An 11225-nucleotide genomic window follows, 5' to 3' on the forward strand; every position below is an offset into this window, starting at 1 on the left:
ATGATTAAATATGTAAAGCTGTCTGTTATTAATAAATCTTCCATCCAATATTGCATAATTTTTACCTCCACTTTAAATACTTAGCCCAGCAATTTAAAGTACCTTTTCTAGCTTAATAAGGAGGCTTATCTTAGCTTCTGCTTATAAATATATTGTAGGTTATAAAGCTTTTATTTGGTGTGTTTTTTGAAATAAGTTTATCAAAATACTAGCTTCGGCAAATAAACCCAATCATAAAATAAACTCAAGAAAAAGTTCACAAGCAAGCTACTTTAGTAATAAGAACCTTAATATAGGAATCCGGTTTGAATATTGAAAAAATTTAAGTATTTGTAGGGTGTGTTAGACGTAAGTCGTAACGCACCAAAGCCCGACATGATGGTGCGTTACGCTTCGCTAACAGCACCCTACGTGTTTTTCAAAAATCAAATATGATTCCTATATTCCCGAAACGAATTACATAAGATTTTTATTAATTATTTTCCCAAATCCCCTGATTCGCAGTAATTCTATCGTTTCCGGAATTATAAGAACTTTCTCATCTAATCTTTATTATAAATTTATGTAATTTGACAACAATTGATAATAGGGACTTACCCGCCCCTAATAACTAAGGAGGAAATTACAAACAATACTTTCTGAGTGTTTCCATCAAGCAAAGCCGTTTTTGGGAAGGGAAATATATAAAAGTGCATATTTTGTCAACCTCATAAAGTATAGATAATCTTTGCCAAAAATTCAACTTCCTTAAACTTCAACACTGTTTGAACTGGATGAAAGTCTGAATTTTCGATTTAGCACCAATTTTTCGACTCCATCATTTGGGATTTATCATTTAGGATTAACAGTTTAATGTTCGTTATTTTACATGTAGTCCGAAAACTGAGTTTAAGTTCCGACAGAAATCTCAACAATGTTGTAGTGAAGCTTTACAGATACTGCAAAATTCAAGAAATACCCGCTTAGACACAAGATAAAAAGATAATGAGATCAATACCCCCATGGCTGCGATTTTTAACTGGTATCCGATCCCGGATATTGTTGTGGTATTTTCTTTTAAGTGTTTCAGCAACTTTGTGCTCTATCTATTTGACGCGACAAATATATTCGGATCGTATTGAAGTTAAAGCTGAAGCATCTCTGTTGCAGGAGATAGAGAGATTTAAACTACTAGCAAAAAAATATCAGAACCAAGAAACTAAAGGAGTTTTTGACAAATTTTTGTCCAGTTATGTTCCTAGTCGCAATCAATACTTCATCACACTAGTTAAAGATCGGATTTATAAATCTAAGCCAGAAATACCAGAGCATGTATTTTCATCTCATCCCGGCTTAAAAGATAAATGGATAAATCTCGAAAACATCAAAAGTGACAAGGTATATAACCGAAGATCGAGAGTGATTTACGCCGCAGACCCAGTTCGGATAGATAATCAAGATGCTACAGTTGTTGCTCTCTACGACACAACCACTGATTACCAAGCAGGAACGGGAGCTATTTTCTTGGTAATGCAAGTTATGACAGTTGTTTTAGGATTTTTCTTCTTGCTAGCCTGGATCAGTACTGGGCGTCTATTATCTCCGCTGCGCTTATTAAAGAAAACTGCCCAAAGTATTACTGAGTCAGATATGACGCAGCGCATTGCGGTAGAAGGTGTAGATGAGATTGCTGAATTAACTGTGACATTTAACGAAATGTTGGATCGTTTACAGTTTGCTTTTGATAGTCAGCAAAGATTTCTTAAAGATGTATCTCACGAGTTAAGAACTCCAATTACTGTCATTGGAGGACACTTAGAGATCCTCAATTATCGACCTCAAGAACAAAATGAAACCATTGCTTTGGTGATGGATGAGTTGGATCGCATGAGTCGTTTAGTAAATGATTTACTACTATTAGCGAAAGCCGAAAGATTTGATTTTCTCAGGTGCAAACCAGAAGAGCTAGATTGGTTTACAGAGGAAGTGTATTTAAAAGCAAGAACTTTAGCAAATCGGAATTGGTGTTTGGAATCTAAAGGATTAAGTCCAATAGTAGTTGACCGTCAGCGCCTAACTCAGGCAATAATGAATTTGGTAGAAAATGCAGTAAGGCATACCAAAGATGGGGACAAAATTACTATTGGTTCTTGCGTACGTGACTCTCGTGTGTATTTTTGGGTCAAGGATAATGGAGAAGGAATTGCATTAGAAGACCGAAAACGTATATTCGAGCGTTTTGTGAGAGCGACTAATCGTGATTGTCAGTTTGAAGGAACCGGTTTAGGGCTTTCAATCGTCCAAGCTATAGTCCAAGCACATGGTGGTTCTATAAATTTAGAAAGTGATGTTGGTAATGGCTCGAGTTTTACGATTGTAATTCCTTTAGCGTTTAGTGCCCCCAGTGTCCTAAGTTATGGTTAACCAGTACTGAATGCTTTGATAACTAATCTTGAAAATATGTAACCTATAGAGTTAATGTCCTATAGGTTTATAGCTAAAATTCACGCTTCTTTATGGTATTCAAGATTACCCCATAACTATAGTGAGATGCTCTGGATACCGATCGCAAGTGTAATTAGGAGAGCTAAATAGTTTAAACCAGAAAGAATAATGTCAACACTAATGAGTAATTTCCAACTTTAATGCCTGTCACCATGCATATTACGCTTTACTTTGCTAACCCGATTGTGGCTTAACTCACCCCTACTCATACATCTCAAACACTAACTCTTCTCTAATTATTACTCATTACCAATAACTTAAAACTGTACAATCCAAATCTCATGAATCGGATTTTAATTGCTGAAGATAATCCCCGCATCACCGCTTTTTTGGAAACAGGCTTAAAAGAGCACGGTTTCACAACTGCAATTGTTGGAACAGGACAAGAAGCCACAGAGTTGGCTTTAAATGAAAATTTTGACTTACTGATTTTAGATTTAGGACTTCCCGACCGAGATGGGTTAGATGTTCTATTTGAATTGCGAGGACAAGGAGAAAGTTTACCAATAATTGTTTTGACGGCGCGAGATGCTTTGGATGATACCATCGCCGGGCTGGAAGGAGGAGCTGATGATTATATGACGAAGCCATTCCGTTTTGAAGAATTACTTGCGCGAATGCGCGTACAACTCCGAAATCGACAAGTACCATCCTCAAAACAAGACACAATTTTGACAGTTGGACGTGCAAAGTTAGATTTATTGAGCCGCCAAGTTTGGGTTGGGGAACGCTCAATCGAACTTTCTGCGCGTGAATTCTTACTATTGGAAGTATTGATGCGTCACCCCAAACAAGTTATGACCAGGGAACAACTTCTTGCTCGAATTTGGGGCTATGATTATGACCCTGGGACTAACATTGTTAATGTTTACGTAGGTTATTTACGACGAAAATTAGGAGAAAATATGATAGAGACAGTTAGGGGAATAGGTTATCGTTTTCAAGCTCAGTAATAGTTATATCCCTGGTGAAAGGTAAAACACTAGAGGCTCTCTCTAATCTCAGAAAAACAATTTTTGGAGTAGGGCCTCTGTTATATTTGTTAGTTTTGCTAACTCCTGTGAAACACACAACATAATTCATAAAAGCTTAGAAAAGTTTAGAAAATTATATTAATATCGAATATTGCAGATGTTACATTCATAGCAAGTATGAACGTGAGAAAACTGCATATATAATCATGCTCGCCTACAAAAAAAAATTAAATAAAAAACAATTACAAATAAAAGTAGTACAAAGCTTTGAGGAACTCAATTTTCATGCAAACAAGTGGAATCAGCTAACCTTTGAAGCACCTCAACAATTACCAATGTCATCAATTGCTTGGGTTTCATCATATTTTGAACATTATTTAGAAGATGATGAATCGTGGGCATGTTTATTTGCTTATGATGGAGATGAGTTAGTGGGTGTAATGCCACTGGTTATCAAATTGCGTCGTTTGCTTGGATTCAAATTTGCTTTATTAGGTACCCATAGATCTGCACAAACATGCTCAATTGACCTTTTAACAAAACAGGGAGAGGAAAATATAGTCATTCCATTTCTGATTGATGCTGCAATTGAATATTTTCCCTACCAAGTTGGAATAATCTTCGACCGATTACCAGAAAATTCCCCAACTATTGGTGTTTTAGAAAAATTATCGGGATTTACTCTAACTGAAGAATTGGATAGTGTGGGAGCTTTTTTAAGAATTAGAGATAACTTTGCCGAATATCGAGGTAGCTTGAGCGGTAATTTTAGAAGCAACCTCAATAAAGCTTCCAAAAAACTCCATAAGTTACCAGATGTGAAGTTTAGCTTTCTGAGTGAGAACAAAGCAACAGCAGAATATTTAACTCAGCTGATAGAGGTGGAAGCTAAAAGTTGGAAAAAAGATGCAGGTACAGCAATAATCGACAGCCCAACCGCCATTGCATTTTATCAAAGTCTCACCCAGAGATTGTCAAATGCCGGTTTCTTAGAATGGCACATATTAGAAGCTGAAGGTAAAACAATTGCAATCAACTTAGCAGTTCGTTTGAAACGTTTGATTCTAATTTGGAAATTAGCTTACGATCCTGCTTATTCTAAATGTTCACCTGGGAGTATGCTTTTAGAAGAAGCTGTCAAATTAGCATGTGAGTCTGAAGATATTGACGAAATTAATTTAATGACAGACCATTCCTGGTACGACAATTGGAAAATGGAAAAACGACTATACTATAATCTCAGATTATATTCTCACAAACCAATCCCATTTATTTTTGGATATTTGACTACATCTACATACCAGATTATACGCTCTTGTAAGTATAAATTATTAAGTCTGAGTAGGAAAATATTTAGTTTTTCCCAATCATAGGGTGAGTTTTTTACTCATTTCTAATTCAACCATTGGACTATTAGAGTAATAATTCGATTAATAACAAGATATCGCCCCCTGAATCTCGCTAATTGGTATAATCTAGAGAGTTTATTAGAGGGCGAAATTATATTTTTCAGTCAAATATTTTTTATTTCGTTTTACCTTGAACTTTTGCTTGTTCTAGAGCTATTTCTTTCATAGCTTGATAGGAAGTAAGATTAGCATTACCTTCTATCGCCTTAACAGCCAAATCTTGTACTTGCTGAAGTGCTGATTCTAATTGTTCGGAAAGATTTACAATTCGTTCTTGCTGATTACTAATAGTATTTTCTAAAGATTGTAATCTTTGTTCGTAAAAGTTCTTTTGTCCTTCGACTTCTGTAGCATACAAATCTGATTTTACCCTAGCCTGATACTGAGCAATACCTTTACCTAACTCAGTTGCTTTTTTGATTGCAGCTTGTTTCTCGCTGGGAAATGCTTCTACTTTACTTTTATATTCTTCAAATTCTTTTTCTTGCTCAGAAATTGTATTTTCCCTCTCTTCCCACGTTTTTTCTGATTCCTGTTGTAATTCTTCTAATTCCTGATATGAATACGCTTGCTGTTGCTCGTATTCTTCTTTTTCTAACGTGCGCTGAATATCTAAGTTATACTTGTATTCAGAATCATCTCTGCGACGGTTCCTATTAAGACTATTATTACGCTCTTGAACTGTGACATTATGTTCGTCTTGCTCTTTATTCCAAGTATTTTTCTCAGCTTCTATTTCTTCTAACAGTCTTTCTGATAATTGGGAAAATTCTTCCTGATAAGATTTAGAATTATTATTATATGACTGAATCAGACTATCTAAGGTATTTTCTGTAACTGTCAAATTATAGAGTTGTTTTAATTCTTGTAATTCATTTTCTACAGCTTCCTGAATTTCTCCTAAATTAGATGCTTTTTTTGTTAACCTATCTGATAACTCATTAATCGCACTACCGAATCCTAATTGAATCTTACTTAAACTTTCAATTGTAGAATTCATTTTTTGTTGAGCTTCGGTTGATTGATTAGTTTTTGAGTTTTTCACTGGTACTTCGTTCGAGATTGGGGTATTGATATTATTAGCTTTACTAACTTGTAATTTCTGCTCGTATTCAGCTTTTAATAAAGCTTTTTCTTTTGCTAATTCATTATAAGCCTGAAGAATTTCTGCTTTAGTATTTTTTTGATTAGGTTTTTTTGCTACCATAATAAAACTCCTCATAATTTGTGGAATAATTTATTTGTGGAATAATTAGTAAAAGGTATATTTCCACCGCTTCCCAGGAAAAATCAAATAATAATTATTATTTTGCAGAGTTGGAATTACCAAAAGCTCTCATTGCTAAATCTTGTGCTTGTTGGAGAGTTGATTGAAGTTGATTGGAAATACTTTCAATTTGCTCTGATTGTTTGTTAATGGTTTCTTCTAAAGACTGAATTTTTAATTCGTAACTTTGTTTACTTGCTTCCCACTCTTTTTCAAATAAATCAGCTTGTACTTTTGCTTTTTGAGCAGTTTCTTTTATTGCTTCTTCTTTAGCTTTTTTAAATGCTGCATCTAATTCGCCTGGGAAACCTGAAGCTTTTTGTTTGTGTTCTTGTAATAAATTTTGATTATCTTGCAAAAATTTCTCTCTTTCTTGCCATTTTTTTTCTTTCTCTTGAGTTGTATATTGAATTTGTCTTTCTACATTACGTTTTTTACTCTCGTAGGTATCTGAATCTATTTTGTGAGTATTTTGTAATTTATATTGATATTCTTCTTCTTGCTGCTGTCTTTGCTTTCTTAATGACTCATTATACGTAATTACAGCTTCTTCAAATTCTGTCTGCTCTTTTTCCCATTCTTTGCGGGTTTGAGTAATTTCTTTTTCAAGTATTTCTCGCTTAGATTGAATATCTGCTTCTAAGATCGCTAACTTTTCTTGGTGTTCTTTAGTCAGTAAATCTAAAATATCAGCTACAACTCTGATTTTTTGCAGTTCTTGTAAATATTGATTTTCAATTTCAATTGCTTTTTCGAGTTGATCTAATTTAGAATTTTCTGTTACTAACTTTTCCGATAAGGAACTGATAATACTGCCAAACTCTAACTGTAGGTCAGCTAAACTGGTGATAATACTATCAACTGTGTACGCAGAAGCGGCTTCTAAAACTTCTTGATTTTTTTGCTTTGCAGCTTCTTCCTGTTTTGTTGCAATTTTTGATTCCAGACTTTGTCTTTCGTTAATTATTTGCTCAAACGCTTGTATCAACTGTTGCTTGTTTCTCGTTTCCACAGCTGTTGTCATATTCTAACTCCTGTTAATAAATATTTAAGTCATTCTTAGGCAATCGCCTCAAAACTTACCCGATGCTGAAATCGAGTTGGCTTTGACATCAAAACCCTTGACGTAAAATAGTACTTATGTACTAAAAATAGTCTAATCGAATCTGCTTTCTCTTGTCAAGGAAAAAGTTCAAGAATAACTATACGAGCTATTAAGCTTTCCTGAGGTGAATTAACAGGGATTAAGTATATTACAAATCAAACCAATGAATAAATTTTGGCAAAGAATGCTTCAAAATCGATAAACATAGGGTTTGCGTATAATAGCATACATGTTAGCTTGCAGAATTTATGAGTGAAATATTCTTTAAACCTAGCTTTCAGATACAAATATTAATGTTTAAGTATTATTGCAAATTCACCTATTTATGGCATAAGTTCTTTTGCACAACAACTAACATACCGTAAACATATAGAAATCAAAAAAATGCTGTGAACAAACACATTAAGTTTGCGACATTTATCACTCCTGTTCTCCTTTACATTAGCCACTTATTAGTACCAGCCTCTGCAAATGCAGATGAATTCAACTGTTTCCAAGTTGGGAATTGTACTCCACCGGCACTGTCTGACTCCCAGCAATGTGTTGAAGGTACAGACTACACAATTAGTAGTGTTAATATTCCCAACCGGAATGTTGTTGTTCTGTCTATTCATGGTGGCAAGATTGAATTGAAGACTAGTAATATCTCTAACGATCTTGCTAATCTTTACAACTGGAATCGGTATGATTTCAATGGTCATGGTAGTTCTAGTTGTTTAGATGGACTTAGCCAATTCAAGCGTCTTCACATTACTTCAAGTAATTTTGATGATCCTCAAGCTCTTGGACTAGTGCAGTCTCATCCCAAGTCTGTCTCTATTCATGGCTATGGTGATCATCGCGGTTATTCCAATGGCACTATTTGTGTTGGAGGGAAAAATACGGCTCAGAGATCGGCTTTTATTGACTATATTGCAAATAACCAAAGTACTTTCAGCCATTACACATTACAAGGAATTGATGCGACACAAGCTCAATCCGGAGAAGTTTGTGAAGGATTATAAGGTACATCATCTCAAAATATTGTCAATAAGAATACAAATGGTATGGGTCTCCAACTGGAATTTAGCAAAACCATGCGCAGGGACTTAGCTAATAACAGTTCTACCTACAATGAATTACGTAATATTGTTTATGGTGCAATTAACCACGCGATGAGTCAGTAGGCTCTTGTATATGGTTGATTAGTTTCGTATACGTTCTAGTCTTTTTAGTTAGCTTAGTCCTTGTTGACACAGCGTATTTATTCGCTAAAGTGCTTTGTGCTTTACTTGCTGGAATGCTATTTGACATCTGGGAGAATCATAGGGCTGCTAACAGAGCATTAGATTGAAGTCCCCCAGGTAAAAAAAGAGTTAATATGATATCTCTTTAATGGTGACTTTAGATGGGTAGGCTCAGTTCATAGTTGCACTAATTGTTATATCAAGCTTTTAAGACTTGAGTTGTAGGTATGTTTTATGACGATTTCAGATTACAAGCTTAAACATTACTGCTCTTTTTTATAATTCCCCGGAGTAGTTCCCACCAAACGCTTAAAATGTAAGGCGAAATGACTTTGATCATAAAAACCTATTTCAGAAGCGATCATTACAATTGGTTTTCCTTGAGCAAGTAACTTTTTTGCCTGATCTATCCGAATCTGCATCTGGTAAGCACTTAAAGATACTCCCATCCCCCTGCTAAAGGAACGACTAAGGTAGTAGCTACTCAAGCCTGCAATATTGGCTAATTCCTTTAATGATAAGTTGTCAGCATAGTGACATTGAATAAAGTCCCGAACTCTAGCGATCGCAGGTTTGACAATTTTGGGTATTTGTATTGAAGGGCGTTCTTGAGCGTGAAGAATAATTAAGGACGCAAATAAATCTAAAATTAGAGAATCTCTTTCGAGCTTAGTTAATCTTTTGGTTTCGGGAATATACAATTCTTGAAACATACTGATGATTTGGCGATCGCGGATTGATACTTGAGGGAAAAAAGGGAAACTAACTCGTTTACAAGCTATTTCTGATGTAATAGTTTTTAATAAATTAGAATCAACATGCATCATTAAAAATGATACAGGTGTTGGTAAACTATTTCTTTGACTAGGGGAATGGACTTCTCCAGAATGAATAATACTGAGGCTACCAATAGGTATAGGATTATAACTGCCTCTATAGTAGTATTCTCCTTGACAATTAAAGCTTAACCCTAACTGATATTCGTCATGGGAGTGCTTCGGAAGGGGTTCTACAGTTCCCGAAGTATAATCGTATTTCTCCAGAAGAATTCCTGGACTTTGCCATGCTTTGACAGTAATTTTCGACTGAGTTCTCATCTATCCTTTCTAAATCTAAAGAGGGATGCAACTATAGGATTTTTATATTCCATATTGAGCATCCCTCACTAAGCTTTTATTATTACATTGTCTGTTGTTTAAGCTTTTCTCACAAAAATATAAACATTGATGTCTGATACCGTCAAAACCTGCAGTATTGCTTTTCAAGCACTCAATAAAAGTACTTGCACCTTCTGTACATCTAAACAAGAGATATTCGTTGATATCATCGAGAGTCAATATTTTTTTAGTGCATCATTGTCGTGACTTTCCTCACACAAATAAACACCATGGAGTAGTTCTATTACTTGTAGGTGATCATTAATCGATAAGGTTTCAGGAGATACAGATCTTGGATCGCAAGAACCTTTTGGTAAGTTGGTTATATCGTGAAATGACATATCTTCTGAAACTTGACACTATCTAGCAGATAGCACAATAGCTTTCGAGAAGGATAATACCTTAATTCCGCAATATTCATTAGCCTACTTACTATCTAACACCCGAATTACAGCTTTACCAGTAAACTTACGTTGGAGAAATTCTGCAGCAATTTTTCCAGCCTCTTCCCAAGTACCTTCTCTACCAATATGAGTTTTTAGTTTTCCCTGTTCTACTAATTTTAAAAGACGAGTTAAACCAGAACTTGCAGTTTCAAATTCTACCTCTGTATAGAGTGCCAAACCGTAGAGAGTATGCTGTCCGCCGTTCATATGCATTGATGAGGTAGACAATGTAGTTTCATCGCCACCTGTTGAACCATAAGTAACAATGGTTCCTCCTTTCGCAACAAATTTGGTTAAGTTACCGAGAAGTTCACCACCAACACCATCCACAATTAAACGATAAGGTGCAAACTGTTTTGCTGCTTCACCATTGCTTGTAATAATTACATTATCTGCGCCGAAACTGCTAACAAAATCTACTTGCTCTGGTTTGCGGACTTGAGCGATCACCTCTGCTCCCATTAATTTTGCTAATTGAATCGCAAATAAACCAACACCGCCGGTTGCACCAGTACAAAGCACTTTACTTCCCAGTAGTCTTGTCCCCTTTTCCAGACAATGAAGTGCAGTTAAAGCTGCAACGGGTAATGTCGCAGCTACATCATCAGAGACACCATCAGGGATGGGAGCCAAAAAATTACTGGGAATCGCCACATATTCAGCCCAACCATCCATACGAGTACAAAAACCTACAACTTTAGTTCCAACTTGTGGACCACTACCGTCAATTGCAGCTTCTTCAATAGTACCAGCTACATCCCAACCAATAGACTTTCCAGCATATTCATTTCTTTGAGCAAAACTAATTTCTCCACGATTCATAGAAAAAGTAGTCACGCGGACAAGACATTCATTTGGTAGAGATTTGGGTATTTGCGCTTCTGTAAATTCTAGACCACCTGTTGCATTTGGGGAGCCAATAAGTTTACGCATTATTATATTTGTTGAAGGTTAGACTTGATTACTGAACTGTATGTTTTCAGATCGCCCCTGTTTATAAGCAAAATAAGTGAAGGAATTAAGTCCTATTGGGGTTAAACCAAGTTAGACAAACTGAGAGCACGTTATATTCATCGAAAACTATAATACCAATTCTCTATGAAGATGCATATAATAATGCTTCATAAAATAGAGCTTCAAGGATAAAATCATAGCTT

General features: G+C 35.5%; 8 protein-coding genes and 1 pseudogene. 4 read left to right on the forward strand and 5 right to left on the reverse strand.

What is annotated here, in order from left to right:
• Nucleotides 1-984: 984 nt before the first annotated feature.
• The 3 genes from BC008_RS06665 to BC008_RS06675 all read left to right on the forward strand — a co-directional run bounded on the left by BC008_RS06665 (nucleotide 985) and on the right by BC008_RS06675 (nucleotide 4831).
• Nucleotides 985-2403 carry a sensor histidine kinase gene (locus tag BC008_RS06665; protein ID WP_058183359.1) on the forward strand — a complete coding sequence of 473 codons (1419 nt, stop codon included), beginning with the start codon at nucleotides 985-987 and terminating at the stop codon, nucleotides 2401-2403.
• A gap of 362 nt (nucleotides 2404-2765) precedes the next feature.
• A complete protein-coding gene (locus BC008_RS06670; protein WP_027844883.1) occupies nucleotides 2766-3437 on the forward strand; it encodes a response regulator transcription factor in 672 nt (223 codons plus the stop codon).
• 227 nt (nucleotides 3438-3664) lie between these two features.
• The gene (locus BC008_RS06675) at nucleotides 3665-4831 is read left to right on the forward strand and encodes a GNAT family N-acetyltransferase (RefSeq protein ID WP_027844882.1); all 1167 of its coding nucleotides are present in this window, start codon (nucleotides 3665-3667) and stop codon (nucleotides 4829-4831) included.
• 151 nt (nucleotides 4832-4982) lie between these two features.
• On the opposite strand, the gene BC008_RS06680 is transcribed toward BC008_RS06675, so the two are convergent.
• Together BC008_RS06680 and BC008_RS06685 are read right to left on the reverse strand one after the other, a co-directional pair.
• A complete protein-coding gene (locus BC008_RS06680) occupies nucleotides 4983-6074 on the reverse strand; it encodes a hypothetical protein (protein ID WP_027844881.1) in 1092 nt (363 codons plus the stop codon).
• 97 nt (nucleotides 6075-6171) lie between these two features.
• Nucleotides 6172-7158 (reverse strand): coiled-coil domain-containing protein, encoded by a 987-nt coding sequence (locus tag BC008_RS06685; protein ID WP_027844880.1) that lies wholly within the window; start codon nucleotides 7156-7158, stop codon nucleotides 6172-6174.
• Nucleotides 7159-7628: 470 nt separating this feature from the next.
• Here BC008_RS06685 and BC008_RS06690 point away from each other — a divergent pair.
• Nucleotides 7629-8405, forward strand: a pseudogene (locus BC008_RS06690) (poly-gamma-glutamate hydrolase family protein).
• Nucleotides 8406-8728: 323 nt separating this feature from the next.
• On the opposite strand, the gene BC008_RS06695 reads toward BC008_RS06690, so the two are convergent.
• The 3 genes from BC008_RS06695 to BC008_RS06700 all read right to left on the reverse strand — a co-directional run bounded on the left by BC008_RS06695 (nucleotide 8729) and on the right by BC008_RS06700 (nucleotide 11001).
• A complete protein-coding gene (locus tag BC008_RS06695; protein ID WP_058183360.1) occupies nucleotides 8729-9562 on the reverse strand; it encodes a helix-turn-helix domain-containing protein in 834 nt (277 codons plus the stop codon).
• Between the two features lie 236 nt (nucleotides 9563-9798).
• Nucleotides 9799-9963: a hypothetical protein gene (locus BC008_RS49290; RefSeq protein ID WP_161938085.1), complete on the reverse strand. Its 165-nt coding sequence runs from the start codon at nucleotides 9961-9963 to the stop codon at nucleotides 9799-9801.
• A gap of 84 nt (nucleotides 9964-10047) precedes the next feature.
• Nucleotides 10048-11001 (reverse strand): zinc-binding dehydrogenase, encoded by a 954-nt coding sequence (locus BC008_RS06700; protein ID WP_027844878.1) that lies wholly within the window; start codon nucleotides 10999-11001, stop codon nucleotides 10048-10050.
• Nucleotides 11002-11225: the final 224 nt, after the last annotated feature.

The sequence above is a fragment of the Mastigocoleus testarum BC008 genome, from assembly GCF_001456025.1.
Lineage (GTDB): Bacteria > Cyanobacteriota > Cyanobacteriia > Cyanobacteriales > Nostocaceae > Mastigocoleus > Mastigocoleus testarum.

Coding starts and splice junctions, on each gene's coding strand:
- BC008_RS06665 (WP_058183359.1), top strand. CDS start 985: ATGAGATCAATACCCCCATGGCTGCGATTTTTAACTGGTATCCGATCC.
- BC008_RS06670 (WP_027844883.1), top strand. CDS start 2,766: ATGAATCGGATTTTAATTGCTGAAGATAATCCCCGCATCACCGCTTTT.
- BC008_RS06675 (WP_027844882.1), top strand. CDS start 3,665: ATGCTCGCCTACAAAAAAAAATTAAATAAAAAACAATTACAAATAAAA.
- BC008_RS06680 (WP_027844881.1), bottom strand. CDS start 6,074: ATGGTAGCAAAAAAACCTAATCAAAAAAATACTAAAGCAGAAATTCTT.
- BC008_RS06685 (WP_027844880.1), bottom strand. CDS start 7,158: ATGACAACAGCTGTGGAAACGAGAAACAAGCAACAGTTGATACAAGCG.
- BC008_RS06695 (WP_058183360.1), bottom strand. CDS start 9,562: ATGAGAACTCAGTCGAAAATTACTGTCAAAGCATGGCAAAGTCCAGGA.
- BC008_RS49290 (WP_161938085.1), bottom strand. CDS start 9,963: ATGTCATTTCACGATATAACCAACTTACCAAAAGGTTCTTGCGATCCA.
- BC008_RS06700 (WP_027844878.1), bottom strand. CDS start 11,001: ATGCGTAAACTTATTGGCTCCCCAAATGCAACAGGTGGTCTAGAATTT.